The 16,394-nt window shown below is 56.3% G+C and carries 13 protein-coding genes; 8 read left to right on the plus strand and 5 right to left on the minus strand.

Annotated elements, in window-relative coordinates; all coding sequences use genetic code 11:
- Positions 1-26: 26 nt before the first annotated feature.
- On the minus strand, positions 27-2,123 hold the full coding sequence (locus EL29_RS14870) for a putative bifunctional diguanylate cyclase/phosphodiesterase (RefSeq protein WP_022623167.1): 2,097 nt from the start codon (positions 2,121-2,123) through the stop codon (positions 27-29).
- Between the two features lie 694 nt (positions 2,124-2,817).
- Between EL29_RS14870 and EL29_RS14875 the strand changes: the two genes are divergently transcribed.
- Genes EL29_RS14875 through EL29_RS14895 form a run of 5 tightly spaced genes read left to right on the plus strand, consistent with a single transcriptional unit; the run spans position 2,818 to position 8,071 of the window.
- Positions 2,818-3,384 carry a spore coat protein U domain-containing protein gene (locus EL29_RS14875; RefSeq protein ID WP_014594610.1) on the plus strand — a complete coding sequence of 189 codons (567 nt, stop codon included), beginning with the start codon at positions 2,818-2,820 and terminating at the stop codon, positions 3,382-3,384.
- Positions 3,385-3,408: 24 nt separating this feature from the next.
- Positions 3,409-3,930 carry a Csu type fimbrial protein gene (locus EL29_RS14880; RefSeq protein ID WP_013027201.1) on the plus strand — a complete coding sequence of 174 codons (522 nt, stop codon included), beginning with the start codon at positions 3,409-3,411 and terminating at the stop codon, positions 3,928-3,930.
- A 23-nt stretch (positions 3,931-3,953) separates the two neighbouring features.
- Positions 3,954-4,652, plus strand: a complete 699-nt coding sequence (locus EL29_RS14885; protein WP_028715801.1) for a fimbrial biogenesis chaperone — start codon at positions 3,954-3,956, stop codon at positions 4,650-4,652.
- Positions 4,653-4,658: 6 nt separating this feature from the next.
- Positions 4,659-7,103, plus strand: coding sequence for a fimbria/pilus outer membrane usher protein (locus tag EL29_RS14890; RefSeq protein WP_028715802.1), 2,445 nt, complete (start codon positions 4,659-4,661; stop codon positions 7,101-7,103).
- Positions 7,100-8,071: a Csu type fimbrial protein gene (locus EL29_RS14895; RefSeq protein ID WP_014605046.1), complete on the plus strand. Its 972-nt coding sequence runs from the start codon at positions 7,100-7,102 to the stop codon at positions 8,069-8,071. The genes EL29_RS14890 and EL29_RS14895 overlap by 4 nt, the downstream gene beginning before the upstream one ends.
- Here EL29_RS14895 and tcuC read toward each other — a convergent pair.
- The 3 genes from tcuC to exbB form a co-directional block, all read right to left on the minus strand.
- The gene (gene tcuC / locus EL29_RS14900; RefSeq protein ID WP_015699511.1) at positions 8,068-9,390 is read right to left on the minus strand and encodes an MFS transporter; all 1,323 of its coding nucleotides are present in this window, start codon (positions 9,388-9,390) and stop codon (positions 8,068-8,070) included. The two genes, EL29_RS14895 and tcuC, sit on opposite strands and share 4 nt — an antisense overlap.
- A 319-nt stretch (positions 9,391-9,709) precedes the next feature.
- Positions 9,710-10,132 carry a TonB system transport protein ExbD gene (gene exbD, locus EL29_RS14905; RefSeq protein ID WP_013027206.1) on the minus strand — a complete coding sequence of 141 codons (423 nt, stop codon included), beginning with the start codon at positions 10,130-10,132 and terminating at the stop codon, positions 9,710-9,712.
- A gap of 5 nt (positions 10,133-10,137) precedes the next feature.
- Entirely contained in the window at positions 10,138-10,863 is a 726-nt protein-coding gene (exbB, locus tag EL29_RS14910) for a tol-pal system-associated acyl-CoA thioesterase (protein WP_014594615.1), read from the minus strand.
- Positions 10,864-11,278: 415 nt separating this feature from the next.
- Here exbB and EL29_RS14915 point away from each other — a divergent pair, with 415 nt between their 5' ends.
- From EL29_RS14915 to EL29_RS14925, 3 genes are all read left to right on the plus strand, one after another.
- Positions 11,279-12,775 (plus strand): PTS transporter subunit EIIC, encoded by a 1,497-nt coding sequence (locus EL29_RS14915; RefSeq protein ID WP_013027208.1) that lies wholly within the window; start codon positions 11,279-11,281, stop codon positions 12,773-12,775.
- A gap of 72 nt (positions 12,776-12,847) precedes the next feature.
- Positions 12,848-13,864, plus strand: a complete 1,017-nt coding sequence (locus EL29_RS14920) for a Mal regulon transcriptional regulator MalI (RefSeq protein WP_013027209.1) — start codon at positions 12,848-12,850, stop codon at positions 13,862-13,864.
- A gap of 244 nt (positions 13,865-14,108) precedes the next feature.
- Entirely contained in the window at positions 14,109-14,726 is a 618-nt protein-coding gene (locus EL29_RS14925) for a hypothetical protein (RefSeq protein ID WP_231858597.1), read from the plus strand.
- Positions 14,727-14,767: 41 nt separating this feature from the next.
- On the opposite strand, the gene EL29_RS14930 is transcribed toward EL29_RS14925, so the two are convergent.
- A complete protein-coding gene (locus EL29_RS14930) occupies positions 14,768-16,144 on the minus strand; it encodes an MFS transporter (protein WP_014605042.1) in 1,377 nt (458 codons plus the stop codon).
- Between the last annotated feature and the right edge of the window lie 250 nt (positions 16,145-16,394).

Genomic DNA, 16,394 nt, shown 5'->3' on the forward strand with positions numbered 1-16,394 from the left:
CATCTGTAACAAAAAAAGCCGTGGCGCTAACACTCCAGTTCAGCGGGTTTGTCTGTTTCTGCGCGGGCAAACACGTCCATCTCTTCAATCCGCTCCGGTGGAAGGGGGCGACCGAGCAGATATCCCTGCAGAGTGTTGCAGCCAAGATCGGTAAGAAACGCCTGCTGTTCAGGCGTTTCGACGCCTTCGGCTACCACTTTTAAATGCAGTGACTGCGCCAGCGCAACGATCGCCGACACAATGGTGGCATCTTCTGACTGATGCTGAAGTTCGTTCACGAAGGCCCGATCGATTTTCAGCTCGCTGGCCGGCAGACGTTTGAGATACAGCAGGCTGGAATAGCCAGTACCAAAGTCATCGATCGACGCTTTGACGCCCAGTTCGGTGAGTTCGGTCAGAATGCGCACACTATCATCAGGATTGCGCATGGCCGTGGTTTCGGTCACCTCCAGCGTTAGCTGCGCGGCCGGAATATGGTGCAGCGCCAGCGCCTGCTTAACGGTATCGACCAGGTTACTCTGCTCAAACTGCATCGCCGACAGGTTTACCGCCACCGACCACTCAGGATGGCCCTGCAGGTGCCACTGGTGCAGTTGGCGGCAGGCCTCATTAATTACCCAGTTACCAATATTGACTATCATGCCGGTTTTTTCCGCCATCGGCAGAAAGCAGTCCGGCGACAGTAAGCCGTGCCTTGGATGCTGCCAGCGCAGCAGCGCCTCGAAGCCCAGAATCGGGCCATGCGGGGCACAGAATTTTGGCTGGTAATACAGGCGCAGCTCATCGTTATCCAGCGCATGCCACAGGTCGTTATTAAGCTGTAGCTGGCTCTGCGCCAGGATATTCATGGACGGCTGGAAGAAGGTGTAACCGTTTCGACCGTTGTTTTTAGTGTGATACATCGCAGCATCGGCATTAAACATTAGCTCGCGTTCATCCTCGCCATCGCCGGGATACACCACGATACCAATGCTTAACGACACCACCAGATCGTAACGGGAAATGGAGAACGGGCGATCGATGGCTTTCACCAGTTGATCGGCCACCGCTGCCGCATCGTTCGGTTCGGTAATTTCAATCAGCAGAACAAACTCATCGCCACCCAGCCGCGCCAGGGTGTAGTAGCCTTTCATCTGCTCACTCATCCTTTCCGTCACGCTGATCAGCAGACTGTCGCCAATATGGTGACCAAAAGCATCGTTTACCGCTTTAAACCCATCAAGATCCATGAACATCAGGGCAAACTGACTGCACTCCCGGTTGGCTTTGTTAATGGCCTGTTCAAGACGATCTTCCAACAGAATACGGTTGGGCAGTCGGGTCAGGTTATCGTGCAGCGCCAGCTGTGCCAGCTCACGATTGGCTTCCGCCAGCGAACTGGCCAGGATCGACGTTCGGGCCTGCATACGCGCATCCAGCATGGAAACCAGTAGCGTAATGCCGAGAATGGCAAGGGTCACCACGGTCACAACCATGGCTAACCAGTTGCTGTTAACGCCAGCGTCCATGCTATGGCTGCCCGCAGGGAATTCAGCCGCCATCATGCCGGTGTAGTGCATGCCGGCAATCGCGGCGCCCATCACCACCGAGGCGCACACTCGCAGAGTCGCGACGCGTCCCTCATGCCCTTCCCGTAGTTTAAATGCCAGCCACAGTGCGGCAACGGAGGCAGCCAGCGCAATGATCACCGATATCAGCACCCAGCCCCAGTTCCAGACGATCCCCTGCGACAGCATCAGCGCGGCCATGCCGGTATAGTGCATGGCTACAATGCCGGAGCCCAGCACGATGGCTCCGCCGGCTAAGCGCGGCAGAGGCAACTCCCCGTGACAGACCAGCCACAGCGCGAATATTGAGGCGCACACCGCAATACCGGCAGACAGTGCCGTCAGCCGGGCGTCGTAACTCATCATCATGTCCAGATCCATAGACAGCATGCCGATGAAGTGCATTGCCCAGATGCCGATGCCCATGGCAAAGCCGCCGCCAAGCAGCCATACGAGCGCCACTTTACCGGTTGAGGTTGCCACGCGTCCCGCCATATCCAGCGCAGTAAATGAAGCCAGCATCGCCACCAATACCGAAATGACGACAATAAATGCGTTATAAGAGGCCACTAACATAGGGTTTTCCGAACAGCGCCGAATACGCAGCTGTAATAATGGAGTTGAAAAAGATCTTTTGCCTTGTTTACCGTTTATCGGCGCAGAAAAATACTAACTTAGGCTTTTTTAATAGAAGATATCGATGCTTCCGAGCGTCAGGATCAATCAATCCTCTTTACAGGCAAAATACATGATAGTCATGCAGCGCGATTTTGCCCGGACGGCTGGGGTGCCGCTTTCCCTTCTCCGCTATCCGCCCATGCGTCTCAGTGACATAGAGCCACCTAAAAACGAGACTTTTTCAACAAGTTAACAGGCGAAAACACCCCAATATTATCCTTGACGTTCGCCCGTAACCGAAGCGTTTCGGTGAGCGTTTCAGACCGGTGCGAAAACATATCATCGAAACCGAAAGTGGGATAGAGGGCCGGCAGTTTCGCCTTTTTTATTTTCATGCATTAACGGGCGAGGCAGATGAAGGGGGCTGATGTAACAAAATAATAAAAATTTTTACGCGGAGTTTCGCCACAGCGCATAAGCTGATGTATAGTAAAAAAAACTAATATAAAACGATCAACCCGATGACGCGGTTATCGTCAAAACACTGGCAGGATGCTAATAACTTACAGCAAGATTCTAATTTTTCTGGTTTTTCTGTATTACGCCATCAGGTGAAAAAGCACTGATCCTCAATAATCGGTAAGGAATGGTTATGAAATTCAAGCTTTTTCTGTTCGTTGTCGGGTTGACTACGGCGCTGCCTTCCGCGACGTTTGCTGCCACCACCACGGGTGCGATTAACGCGACGCTAACATTAACCACGGGTTGTCTGGTGAACGGGCAGTCCGCCACCACTGGCGTAAATTTCGGTTCGTTAAACTTTGGCAGCAGTGCCGCGACCTTCGATACCCTGAATGCCACCTTAGTGGGCGCGGCGGGTAACGGTATCTACGTGCGCTGCACAACCGGTCAAACCTTTAACGTCCAGGTGACCAGCAGCAATGCGGCACCGGGAACCGTCTACGGCACCGTGTCATCCGCTCCACGCTACCTGGTGCTGGGGGCGGATAATACCCAGGGTATCGCTTATACCCTCTATAGCGACGCCTCCTTTAGCACCGCCATCGCAAATAACACCAATATTGCCCCCAGCGGCACCACCGATCCGACGCTTGGTACCAATTACGCCATCTACGGGCGCGTCGTGGGCGGCGGTTTTAACCCTGTGATACCGGCCGGGACTTACACCGATACGATTAACGTCGCCGTGAACTATTGAGTGCTCGTGTTTGAGTAGCTACAGATGACGGCAAAGTGGTCACCTGTTTCGGTCACCGTTGGCGGGCTGCTGCTGTGGGTGAGTGGTAATGGGTGGGGCATCACGACCAGCTCCACCACATTCCAGGTGTCAGCGTCAATCGTTGCGGGTTGCGTGGTCTCAGGCACGAATACGGGGATCTTTGGCACGCTTAATTTTGGTACCCAGTCGGGGCTGGCCACGAACAGCGTTAGCGCCAGCTATGTACAAAGTTCCACGATTAACCTTGCCTGCACACCGGGCACCACGCTGAGCATGACCATCAATGGCGGCAGTAACTATACCTCGACCCGTAATCTGAAGCTGGCTAACAACACCAACACGGTTCCCTATTACCTCTACAGCAATGCTGCACGTACCACGCCGATTCCGGTGAACACGGCAGTGCCGTTGAGCTACAGCAATGCGAATAACATCACGTTACCAATATATGGCTCGCTGCAGTTACCCGGCCCGACGCGCGCCGGGGTTTATTCGGACACCCTCAGCGTCACGCTGACCTGGTGATAAAAGGACAAAGGAGCTTTACCATGCCATCCCTGCGCGCCCTGTTTTTTCTGTTCACATTTCTGCTGTTGCCTCAGGCTCAGGGCGCTAACTCCGTCATGATTTGGCCCATCGATCCGGCGATTAACCCGGAGGAAAAAGCCAGCGAGCTGTGGCTGGAAAACCGTGGCAGCAGCACCACCCTGATGCAGGTGCGCATCTTCGCCTGGCAGCAGACGCACAATCAGGAGCAGTATCAGACCCAGCAGCAGGTTGTCGCCAGCCCGCCGCTGATACGCATCGAACCCGGGCAAAAGCAGCTCGTTCGCCTGATTAAACAAGTTCCGCCCGTGGCAGGAAAAGAGATGGCCTACCGCGTCGTGCTGGATGAGATCCCCACCCCACGGTCGGTCGGCGATAATCAGGCCGGACTGAATTTTCAGATGCGCTATTCAGTTCCCCTGTTTGTCTACGGCAACGGACTGGTTCGCGATGACGCCAAATCTGTACTGAGCTGGCGCCAGGTCAACACTGGCGGTCAGCGTTATCTGGAGCTGACTAATCGCGGTAACGGCCACGCACGTCTCAGTAATGTCACCGTGGGCGGTCAGCGACTCGGAAACGGACTTTACGGTTATGTGCTGGCTAACAGCACCCAGCGTTTTCCTCTGAGAGCCGCGGTCAGCGGTGAACTGCGCGCAGAAACCAACCACGGGCAGTGGCGCAGCGCTGCGGCTCAGTAAAGTGTAATGATGTCGTTTTCGCCGCATCCCGTTGCGCTGGCTATCGCGGGGCTGTGCTGCCTGACACCCGGTTCTGTCTGGGCTGAAACCTTTACGTCGCTCCCGCCGCCGCCCGCCGTGGACAACAGCGCCGCCGGTCAGCGCTACATGTTAGAGCTGGTGGTGAATCAGCAGGCACGGGGCGATATCGTGCCGGCAGAGCAACAAAACGGTCACTTTCTGGTGCGAGCAGGCGATCTGCAGCGTGCGGGGATCCCGCCGGAAAAGTATCAGGGACAACAACAGGTTGATGTTAATCAGCTCGCAGAGGTGAAAGTGGACTATGACGATCGTCGCCAGCGCCTGCTGCTGACGGTACCGCCCGGCTGGCTGCCCGAACAGACGATTGGTGAGAGCAACACCGGACCGCGCTTTCCCGGACGCGTCAGCCCTGGGGCGCTGATAAATTACGATCTCTACGCCACGCGCACCGACGTTGCGGGTACACGTCTGGCGGCCTGGAACGAACTGCGCCTGTTTGGTGATGCCGGACACATCTCCAGCAACGGCGTCTGGCAACAGCAGCTGGAAGGACAAAATCGCTACCAGGATGATGGCTATATCCGCTACGACACCTGGTGGAGCAATGAAAACGAAAACGCCATCCTGAGCTGGCGGGTCGGCGACCTCACGACCGATGCGCTGGCATGGACCAGCAGCGTCCGGCTTGGCGGCATTCAGGTTGCGCGGGACTTCAGCGTACGTCCGGATCTGGTGACCTATCCCCTGCCCGCGTTTTCCGGTCAGGCGGCGGTGCCCTCAACGGTCGATCTGTTTGTTAACGGCTACCGCTCCACTCAGGCCAACGTTCAGCCCGGTCCCTGGTCGCTCACGAACGTGCCCTTTGTAAACGGCGCGGGCAACGCGGTGATTACCACCACGGATGCCGTCGGGCGTCAGGTGGTCACCACGCTGCCGTTTTATGTTTCCAGTAATCTGCTTAAGCCGGGCCTGTCCGATTACGCCTTTTCCGCCGGTGCGATGCGGCAAAACTACGGCATTAAAAACGCGGATTACGGTGCGGCGGCGATGAGCGGCTCATGGCGCTATGGCATGACAGACTGGCTCACCCTGGAAACCCATGGGGAGGGCAGTAACCACTTGGGCATGGGCGGAGCAGGCGCGCAGTTTAAAGTGGGCAGTTGGGGCGTGATCAATGGCGCAGCCGCGCAGAGTCAAATGGACGGGCAGTCTGGCGCGCAGTACAGCTGGGGCTATCAGTACAACAACAGTCGCTTTAGCCTGGGTACGCAGCACCAGGTGCGCAATGCCGGCTTTGGTAATCTGGCCCTGCTGAGCAACCAGCGCAACGGCGGTTCGGATTACCGTTACAGCCTGGCGCGGCGAACGGCGCAGTACAGCGCCAGCATATCGCTCAACCGTTATGGCAGCCTGGGTGCAGCCTATATTGATATTTCCGGCGGCGATAACCAGCGCACCAGCCTGTGGAACCTCTCCTGGAGTAAAAACCTGTGGGGCAATGCCAGCCTGTACGTTTCCGCCAGCCGTGACAGGCAACAGGGCGAATGGAGCGGCGCCGTCTCGCTGGTCATTCCGTTTGGTGAAAACAGCAATGCCTCACTGAGCGTTGAGCGCGATCAGCAAGGTCGACACAATCAACGGGCTTATCTGTCCCGCGCCATGCCCAGCGACGGCGGTTTTGCCTGGGACGCCTCCTGGGCCAACCAGGGCGGGAATAGCGGTGATTACCGGCAGGGCAGCCTGCGCTACCGTAACAATAAAATCGATACGTCTGGCGGATTCTACGGGGATGATGACAACACTACTCAGTGGGCAGATTTATCCGGCGCGCTGGTGTTAATGGATAACCAGGCCTTTGCCGCAAACACGATCAATGATGCCTTTGTGGTGGTGAAAACCAACTACCCGGACGTCAATGTCCGCTATGAAAACCAGTCGATGGGACGTACCGACAGCAAGGGCTATCTGCTGGTGCCCTCCATCAGCAGCTATTACGCGGCCAAATACGATATCGATACGCTCGACCTGCCCGCCGACATGACCACGCCCAAAGTCGAGCAGCGTTTTGCCGTGAAGCGCCAGAGTGGATTTTTGCTGAATTTTCCGGTTGAGCGTTTACGCGCCGCCAGCGTGATTCTGTATGACAGCCATAACCAGCCGTTGCCGGTATCCAGCCAGGTGATCCGTCCCGGCCAGGCAACGGGCTACGTTGGCTGGGACGGTATCGCCTGGCTGGACGATCTCAGCGAACACAACCCAATTAAGGTCATCGCGCCTGACGGCCGAACCTGTAAAACCGAACTGACCCTGGCGGGTGGCCAGCCGCAGGCATTGAAAACCTACGGTCCGCTGACCTGTCCCCTGCCGCCGCTGCCCGACGGCGCACCGGTACCCAACCCTGAAAACGCGACAGCCGGAATAACACCATGAAAAACCTGATGCTGCTTTGCCTGCTGCTGCTACCCTCGCTGGGCTATGCCGCCTGTACCCTTCCCGCGTCCAGCGCCAGCTTTGGCACACAAACCACGTTTGTTGCCAATACCAGCGTCAGCACGACCTCCACCAACGCTAACGTTAACTGCGGATCAGGCACGGCCCTGACTCTGCTGAGTAACAATCAGATTACGTTTCAGCTGACCAGCGCCAGCAACACCAACGGCACGCGCGGCACGCTCAAGCGAAGCGGCGATACCGGTAGCGACAATATTCCGGTGCGGCTGTGTACCGACAGCGCCTGCGCTAATGAGCTGACCATTGGCGGATCGGCTTTTGTGTATAACTCGGCCACATTGATCAACCTGGCGGGATTACTCGGCAGCCTGAACTTCGCGATTCCGGTGTATTTACGCACCGTCGCCGGGCAAACCGTGGCGGCGGGCAGCTATACGCTCACCCTGAACATGACCGTCACCTATAACATCTGCACCTCTGTTTCCGCCCTAGGCGCTTGTCTGACCCCGCAGACCGGCAGCGGCGTGATCCCCATTACCGTGACCGTCGTTCTGAGCAATGACTGTACAGCGATTACCGCCCCCAACATTAGCTTTGGCAGCGCGCCGCTGGTCGCCAGCTTTGGGGCAATTTCGCAAACCATCAGTGTGTTATGCAGTAAAGGCAGTACCTATACCGTGGGCTTAAGCAATGGCAACAACGCATCAGGCAGCGTGCGGAATATGGCGAGCGGAACCAATCGTTTGAGTTACGAAATCTATAAAGGAACCAGTAGCGATCGCTGGGGGCCGAGTGGCACAGAACGGGTGGGCAGTGCGGCGGCCAATACCGTCAGCACCGATGGACTGACGCGCAGCTATAACTACACTGCGCGCGTCCTCACCACGCAAAACACGCCGCCTGCGGGAAACTACAGCGACAGCGTGGTGGTGGATATTGCGTTTTAAAGGGATGTGCTGACCGGCGTGCTGCCGTGACGAGCGCGATACTGCTTAACCATGCGACCAATGAGCAGCGTACCAAACAGGCCACAGACGGCCGCAAAGGTCAGCCACGCGCCCGGCATCGCCTTGTCACCTGTGGCGTGAATCAGATAGCTGGATACTGCTGGCGTAAAGCCGCCAAACAGCGCCGTTGCCAGGCTGTAGGCCATAGAGAAGCCCGCGGCGCGCACTTCCGCTGGCATAATTTCCGCCAGATAAACCACCATGGCGCCGTTATAGCTTGCGTAGAGGAAGGAGAGCCATAATTCCGCCTCGACCAGATGCGCGAAGCTGGGCGAGCCCACCATCCAGTGCAGCACCGGCCAGGCGGTGGCAATCATCAGCACGGTAAACGTCAGCAGCAGCGGGCGACGACCAATGCGATCGGAGAGCGCGCCCATCACCGGTAGCCAGAACAGGTTCGAAATCCCGACAAACAGCGTCACCATAAACGCCTGGGTGTCGCTCATCATCAACACCGTTTTGCCGAAGGTGGGCGTAAAGGCGGTAATCATATAGAACATCACGGTGGTAGTGACGACCATCAGCATACCTGCCAGCACCAGCGCCCAGTTGCTGGCCACCGAACGCATAATTTCGGTCATGGCCGGGTGGTGTTTACGCTGACTGAAGGCTTCGGTTTCTTCCAGCATACGGCGGATATAAAACAGGAAGGGCACGATCAGGCAGCCCACCACGAAGGGAATGCGCCAGCCCCACTCGGTGACGTCATCATGAGAAAGCAGATGGTTCAGACCCAGTCCCAGCAGCGCAGCGAATATCACCGCAATCTGCTGACTTCCGGATTGCCAGCTGACAAAGAAGCCTTTGCGGCCTTTCGGTGCGACTTCGGCCAGATAGACCGACACGCCACCCAGTTCCACACCGGCTGAAAAGCCCTGCAGCAAACGCCCCAGCAGAATCAGAACCGGTGCCGCCGCGCCCAGCGTGGCATAACCCGGTACCAGTGCAATCGTGAGCGTGCCCAGCGCCATCAGGCCAAGCGTTAACAGTAGCCCTTTGCGACGACCATGGTGGTCGATGTAAGCCCCCAGAATAATGGCCCCCAGCGGACGCATCAGGAAGCCTGCACCGAAGGTCATCAACGTCAGCATCAGGGAAGAGAACGGATCGTCACCGGGAAAGAAGGTTTTGGCGATGGCCGTGGCGTAGTAGCCAAACACCATGAAATCGTACATCTCAAGGAAGTTACCACTGGTAACGTTGAAAATGGTTCTGGCCGCGCTGGCTGGCGGCTTTTGTAAAGTTTCACTCGGGTTCATCACGGCTTCCTTGGTTTTTTATCCGTTTTAGCCTGCGACAAGCCAGATTAATGTGACACCGATCACCATTGCAGTTTACAAGTCTATAAGTTTCCGTAACAAGAAATTAACAGGAGAGTTACAGCAGCATCTTTGCCTGTTATCAGGCGGAATGAGCAGAAGAAGATTCTGTGAAAACAGACATAAAAAAAGCGCGGCGGAATGCGCGCTTTTTAGCCGTGATAGCGTATTGACGAGGCGCGTTTACCACGCCTGAAGGCCCCGAATGTTGGCTGAATGCGTTGAGCGTTAAGCGGGAAAGCCCGACCGGCTCCAATCGCTATTTCTTGACCGTTTCCATTCCCATCAAGCCGATTTTTAAATACCCGGCCGTGCGCAGTTCGTCCATCACGCTCATCAGGGTTTCATAATCGACAGACTTGTCCGCCTGGAAGAAGATCGTGGTGTCCTTGTTGCCTTCCGTCTGCTGGGTCAGCACGTTGATCAACGACGCTTTATTCACCACCTCGTTACCCACGTACAACTGCTTGTCGGCTTTGATCGAAAGGTAAACCGGTTTTTCCGGACGCGGTTGGGGCGCACTGGTGGAAGCCGGAAGGTTAACACGGACATCAACGGTCGCCAGCGGCGCTGCAACCATAAAGATGATCAACAACACCAGCATCACGTCGATAAACGGCGTGACGTTGATTTCGTGCATTTCGCCATCTGTTTCGGCCTGGTCGTTTAATCGCATCGCCATAACGCTTACCCCAGACGCAGTTTTTGTGCGGCTGCCGGGCGGTTAACGTCAGGCTGGGCCAGGTTTCCCAGGTCGATATCGCGGCTTTGCAGCAGCATGATTTGCGCGGCCACATCGCCCAGCGAGGCTTTGTAGTTGGCGATCATGCGGGCAAACACGTTGTAGATCACCACGGCCGGAATGGCGGCGACCAGGCCAATAGCGGTAGCCAGCAAGGCTTCGGCAATGCCGGGGGCAACCACGGCAAGATTCGTGGTTTGCGTTTTGGCGATACCAATGAAGCTGTTCATGATGCCCCAGACGGTTCCGAACAGGCCGACAAACGGCGCGACCGAACCAATCGTGGCCAGGAAACCGTTACCGCGGCCTGCGTGACGGCAGAAGGCAGCCACCCGACGTTCAAGACGGAAAGCGGTACGCTCTTTGATCCCAGCGGTATCTTCAACGCCAGCAGAAAGTTCCAGCTCATTTTGCGCATCGTTAAGAAGTACCGCACTGTGGCTGGCGGTTTTGAACTGCTGGGCAGCGCGCGCGGCATCATTCAGGTTGCGGGCTTCACCTAACGCCAGCTGCTCGCGCTTGAGGCGACGTTTGGCCGCGCTCAGCTCAGCATATTTACCGAAGAAAATTGCCCAGGTCACGACCGAGGCCAATAACAGACCAATCATGACCACCTTTACCACGATATCGGCATGCTGGTACATGCCCCATACGGAAAGGTCTGCTTGCATTAAGTCACTGGCTACCACGCTGCTTCTCCAACTTCATCTACTACATGGGTGCGGAATGAAGTGCCGATGATAGCAAAAAACAATCGAATTGATAGTGGTTCTCATTAGTATTTACAATCTTGCAGCCACTGATGACGGTGAGCCAGCACCTGAATAAGCCGCGTCTGCCTTGCCGTTTCTCTAGTCCAATCCTGACGGGATGCCTGGCGTCGATCGTTTCGCCCCTGCTGGCGGCATCCCGCCCTTAAACGGTTAATTAGCGATCGCTCTCATAAAATAACTTTTTCGTTTCGATGAATGTGAAAATTATGTTGCAGCTAAAAACCGCCTACAGCAGGATAAGTAGAACGTTCTACTAAAACGTTCTACTTACAATAAAAACGCCAATAGGGGCGCAACATCGGGAAAACTCGGTATGACACTGCTATCAGGGTTGGTTAAATCGTTATCGAAGTTATCAATGATTGGTCGGGCGCTCATGCTGCCTATTTCGTTGCTGCCTGCCGCTGGCTTACTCCTGGCATTTGGTAATAAGTTCGAGTTACCGCTGATGATGAACGCCGGTGGGGTGATTTTTGATAACCTGCCGATGCTGTTTGCGATTGGCTCGGCTGTGGGACTGGCCGCCGAATCCGGGATAGCCGCACTTTCCGCCGCGGTTTCCGTCTTTGTCACCAACATCACCATTGGCACCATGCTGCATATCACTCCGGAAATGGCGGCCCAGGGAGGAAAATATGCCATGGTCGTCGGCATTCCGACGCTACAGATGGGCGTATTCGGCGGCCTTATCTGCGGCATCCTCGCCGCCTGGTGCTACAACCGCTTCCATACCCTGCAGCTCCCTGAGTTCCTGGGTTTCTTCTCGGGTAAGCGTTTTGTTGCCATTGCGACGGCATTTTTATCCTTTCTGCTCGGCCTGCTGATGCCCTATGTCTGGCAACATATTCAGGCGGGCATCGATGCACTTTCGGTGATCGTCAACGGCGATAATCAGGCGGCCTCCACCTTTATTTTTGGGCTGGTGGAGCGCGCCCTGATCCCGCTTGGCCTGCACCACATCTGGTATCCCTCGTTCTGGTACTCCTTCGGTGATTACGTCACCAAAACCGGCCAGGTGATTCATGGCGATCAAACCATCTGGTTCAAAATGCTGGAGGAAGGCGTGAAATCCTTTAGCAGCAACGGCTACCAAAATGCGGGCAAGTTTATGCAAGGTGAGTATCCGCTTATGCTTTTCGCCCTGCCTGCCGCCTGTCTGGCGATGTACCACGAAGCCCATACCAGGAATAAAAAGATCGCGTTCGGTATCCTGTTTTCAGCGGCGTTGACCTGCTTTTTGACCGGCATCACCGAGCCAGTGGAGTTTACCTTTATCTTTGTCGCGCCCCTGCTGTATGTCTTTAATGCCATCATGGCGGGCCTGGCCTATATGACCATGTATTTACTGCATGCCCATATCGCTAAATCTTTTTCCGCCGGATTGATTGACTACATTAGCTTTGGCATTGTGCCCTCGCTCAACGGTTACCAGACTCACTATCTCAGCGCGGTTATCGTGGGCGTACCGATGGCATTGATTTACTATTTCACCTTCCGCTTCGTTATTCGTCGGTTTAATGTAAAAACACCGGGACGAACGGACGTCACGGCGACGACCGATGATAAAACCGATGCAGAGCTGGCTAGCGAAATCATCGTCCTGCTGGGAGGTGAGAAAAACATCCGCTCGGTGGGCGCCTGTATCACGCGCTTACGGCTTGAAGTCGTCAACAGCCATGACGTTGACCGTGAAGGGCTGAATAATCTTGGCGCACGCGGCGTGGTTTTTGTCGGCGATAACGGTATACAAATTATTTTTGGCGCCAGAGCGCAATTTATTGCCCAGACGCTGTCCGGGATGACAGGCTGATGCAGGCCTGGCTTTCTGACGATGGCGGGCAAGGCGATAGCAGGCTGAGCAGGTGAATTTCAGGGAGCAGGTTTGAAGAGAGTCAGCATTACTGATGTGGCTAAACACGCCGGCGTGTCGGTTTCGACCGTCTCGCTGGTGCTGCGTCAAAAAGGAAAAATATCCGATGCCACCATCAGGAAAGTTCACGCCGCCATTGATGCGCTCGACTACGTTCAGAATGTGGCAGCCGCCAACCTGCGCGCCAGCACCTCTAACCTTATCGGTCTGATTCTGCGTGATTTCAGCGACAGTTTCTCCGTGAAGGTCATGGCAAGCCTTGTGCAGCAGCTGGAAAAGCAGGGCTATATGGTGTTTTTGGGGCAGCCCACTGACGACGGCGAATCGCTGACGCGCTGCCTGCTCTCCTTTAAACAGCAGGGCGTCGCTGGCGTTGTCTGTCTGGCGTCAGACAGACGAAATGCCAGCCTGCCGTCGCAGCTTCTCCACTGCCCTTTACCCCTGGTGGTGGTGTCCCAGTCGCTGCTGGCGGAGAAGTGTAATCTGGTCATGCGTGACAACCACCAGGCCGCCCACCTGGCGACCCGCTATCTGATTGAACGCGGTCACCGCAATATTGCCTATATTGGGGGAATTGAAGGGGACCTGATCCGTCAGCAGCGCTTACTGGGGTTTCGCAGCGCCCTGACTCAACACGGGCTGGCCGTAAGGGAAGGATTTACGCCATCCTGCCGTGACGATACCCACTCAGCCGCCTTTGCCACGCGTCAGTTACTGGAGCAAAACAACACCATTACCGCGCTGCTCTGTCACTCTCCGGATGCGATAATCGGGGCGATGTCAGGTATTCATCACACCGGTCGCACCGTGGGTAAAGACGTGTTTCTGACCCAACAGGTCGCTCTGATGGGCTTTGAGGACATGCTGCACGTGAACCTCACCTCGCCCTCTTTTACCTATGTTTCCTCCGCCAGTGAAGAAACCGGCCGCCAGGCGGCTGAGCTTATCCTGCGTCAGCTACAAGACCCTGAGCGCCCAAGGCAGCGTATTTTATTATCGGGCCAATTAATTACACGAGAGTCAGCATAAATCGGCATTTTGATTGTCAGAGAAGCGAGTATGTGAAAAATCGCTTTCGGGCGCAGCGGTAAGCCTCTGCGAACGGTGGGTGCGCAAACATAACGATAAACAGCCTATGAGCAACACAATCATAACCAGCCTAACGTCACTTTTACGTCGGAAACGACAGCAGCGCTTATTACGGGATCGCCGTATAGGCTTTAACCGTGCACGCGCGCAAGATCACGCATCACGCGCAGCGCACGCTTCGATATTGCCTGGTCCTGACGGCCATCGCGCTGACGCCACAGGGCCGCTTACTGCGCCCGCCCGTTCTGCAGACGGCTCGTCACCGCTTCCCATCACGACGCCAGACCGGACGATGCTGCTGTGGCTATCCCGCTGCCTGTTATTTGTGTCGCTGCTGCTGCCGGGTTCAAACATGATTTCATCCTGCTCTGGTGCCTGTTATGCGGCGACCAACACGCTGATCACCCTGCACTTTTTCAGGCGCTGTTATGAGTCAGGTAAACCCTCATCCGGCATCGTGAAGTGTTTCAGTCGCCAGTTGCGCAGCGTGGCCCTGATTCGTTTTATCCACGCCTCACGCAATGCGGCGCCGCCGGGCAGACTAAAGCGTTTTCACTACGGTCATCAGTCGGATAAAACGCGAAGGCGCAACGTGCGCCCGCCGTTCCGTGCGGCTCCCGAATCAGACTCAGCCATCCATGTCAGCCCGGCAGAGCCCTCTCTGTTTTCACCGGATGCCTTGCTCAGGTCGCCGCAGGCGCAATCGTTACCGCCCTGTACCACTCCGCACTACAACGCCGCTCCTCCGTTGATCACGCCGCCGCAGAACCCGCTGGCGGCATCCCCGGGCTGTCAGCCCTGAGCAGGCGACACGTCCACAAAGCCTGGCCCAGTGGCGGGTGATTAGCGGATATCGCCAGGGCTTATCCCCCAGCGGGAAGGCGTGCTTCTTTCGCCCGCCCGGCGCTGCTGACTGCGCCCCTTGGCCGTTATCATCGCCACCGTTAACAGGGCCGGGATGGCCAGCACGGCGAAAATAGTGGCGAACCCCCAGCCCAGCGCCAGCATCTCTGCCCCCACCAGCGCGCTGAGAATGGCCCCGATGCGCCCTACGCCGTGCATCCAGCTGGAGCCCGTTGCACGCGCCTCGGTGGGATAAAAGCTGGCCGAAAGCGCATTCATTCCCGTGTTAGCGCCACCGATGCAGAAGCCGATCATCATGGCGCAACCGCCCAGCAGCACCGGGTGCGCCAGCGAAAATCCCATCCCCACCGTGAACAGCGCGCCCGCGCCGTAAATCATCGACAGCGCCCGGTGCGATTCAATCCTGTCCATCAGCCAGCCCGAAAACAGCGAACCGCAGGTTCCGCCCGCCTGGAACAGAGCCGTGATAATGGCGGCCTGCACCACGTCAAAACCGTTATCCTTGATCAGCATGGGGAGCCAGCTGCCCAGGGTATAGAATAAAAACAGTGCGGTAAAATAGGCGCCCCACAGCATCAGGCTGCCAAACCGGTACTGGTCATTGAGTACGACTTTTACCGGCTGCGCCCTGGCCTTGCTGACCGGCGGCAGTTCGACGCTGCACTGCTGCAGATCCAGATCTGGTGCCAGCTTAGCCAGAATACGGTGAATTTTTTTGCTGGCGGCACGCCTTACCACTAAAAAGCACACCGATTCCGGCAGCGCCCAGAGCAGTAACGGCACGAACAGCATTGGCAGGATCCCGCCCAGCATCAGGACAGAATGCCAGCCGAAGTGCGGCATCAGCCAGGAGGCGGCAAAGCCACCCAGCGCTGCGCCAAACGTGAAGCCACAAAACACCACGGTGATAAGGAATGCCCGTCGTCTGGCAGGAGCAAACTCGGCCACCAGCGTGCCCACGTTGGGCATCGCCGCGCCTAATCCCAGACCGGTCAGAAAACGGAACAGGATCATCTGTTCCATATTTTGCGAAAAGGCGGTTATCAGCGTCCAGGCGCCAAAAAAGAACACGCTGTTAATAATCACGACTTTGCGACCCAGCCTGTCTGACAGCGGGCCGGAGAGCATTGCGCCCAGCGCCAGCCCCACCAGGGCAGCGCTGATGATCAGCCCCAGTTCGCGATTGGTGATGCCCCAGTCCGCTTTCAGTTCAGGTGCAATGAACCCCATGATGGCAATATCAAACCCATCGAGGGCGATGATGCAGAAGCCAAAAAGCACCACCATTTTTTGCCACATCCCCAGCGGGCGGCTGTCGATTAACGCCCGAACATCAATTGCTTTGCTTTCCGCCACGGTGACTCTCCGGTGAAATACGTAATGTGGGGTTACTATATGCAGGCGCTGTAATGCGTTAAACGGCGATAATCGAAATTTTGTGCGTTTATCGCACGATTATGCGCGAATTAAACGCCAACCCTGCGTTAATAGATTGTTAAAAAAGACAATTTTTCTGGCAGCATGGGTTCCGTTATCGGCAAAGGATTGTGAGCGGGATCGGGCGGATTTGAGCGGGCGAGAACAGGCAGAAAAGCGGTCTGAGCAG

It is taken from the genome of Pantoea ananatis LMG 2665, from assembly GCF_000710035.2.
GTDB classification, from domain to species: Bacteria; Pseudomonadota; Gammaproteobacteria; order Enterobacterales; family Enterobacteriaceae; genus Pantoea; species Pantoea ananatis.

Bases quoted from the DNA above. Each gene is read 5' to 3' on its own strand.
- EL29_RS14895 (WP_014605046.1), top strand. From the start codon at position 7,100: ATGAAAAACCTGATGCTGCTTTGCCTGCTGCTGCTACCCTCGCTGGGC.
- EL29_RS14890 (WP_028715802.1), top strand. From the start codon at position 4,659: ATGATGTCGTTTTCGCCGCATCCCGTTGCGCTGGCTATCGCGGGGCTG.
- EL29_RS14875 (WP_014594610.1), top strand. From the start codon at position 2,818: ATGAAATTCAAGCTTTTTCTGTTCGTTGTCGGGTTGACTACGGCGCTG.
- EL29_RS14880 (WP_013027201.1), top strand. From the start codon at position 3,409: ATGACGGCAAAGTGGTCACCTGTTTCGGTCACCGTTGGCGGGCTGCTG.
- exbD (WP_013027206.1), bottom strand. From the start codon at position 10,132: ATGGCGATGCGATTAAACGACCAGGCCGAAACAGATGGCGAAATGCAC.
- EL29_RS14885 (WP_028715801.1), top strand. From the start codon at position 3,954: ATGCCATCCCTGCGCGCCCTGTTTTTTCTGTTCACATTTCTGCTGTTG.
- exbB (WP_014594615.1), bottom strand. From the start codon at position 10,863: ATGCAAGCAGACCTTTCCGTATGGGGCATGTACCAGCATGCCGATATC.
- tcuC (WP_015699511.1), bottom strand. From the start codon at position 9,390: ATGAACCCGAGTGAAACTTTACAAAAGCCGCCAGCCAGCGCGGCCAGA.
- EL29_RS14915 (WP_013027208.1), top strand. From the start codon at position 11,279: ATGACACTGCTATCAGGGTTGGTTAAATCGTTATCGAAGTTATCAATG.
- EL29_RS14870 (WP_022623167.1), bottom strand. From the start codon at position 2,123: ATGTTAGTGGCCTCTTATAACGCATTTATTGTCGTCATTTCGGTATTG.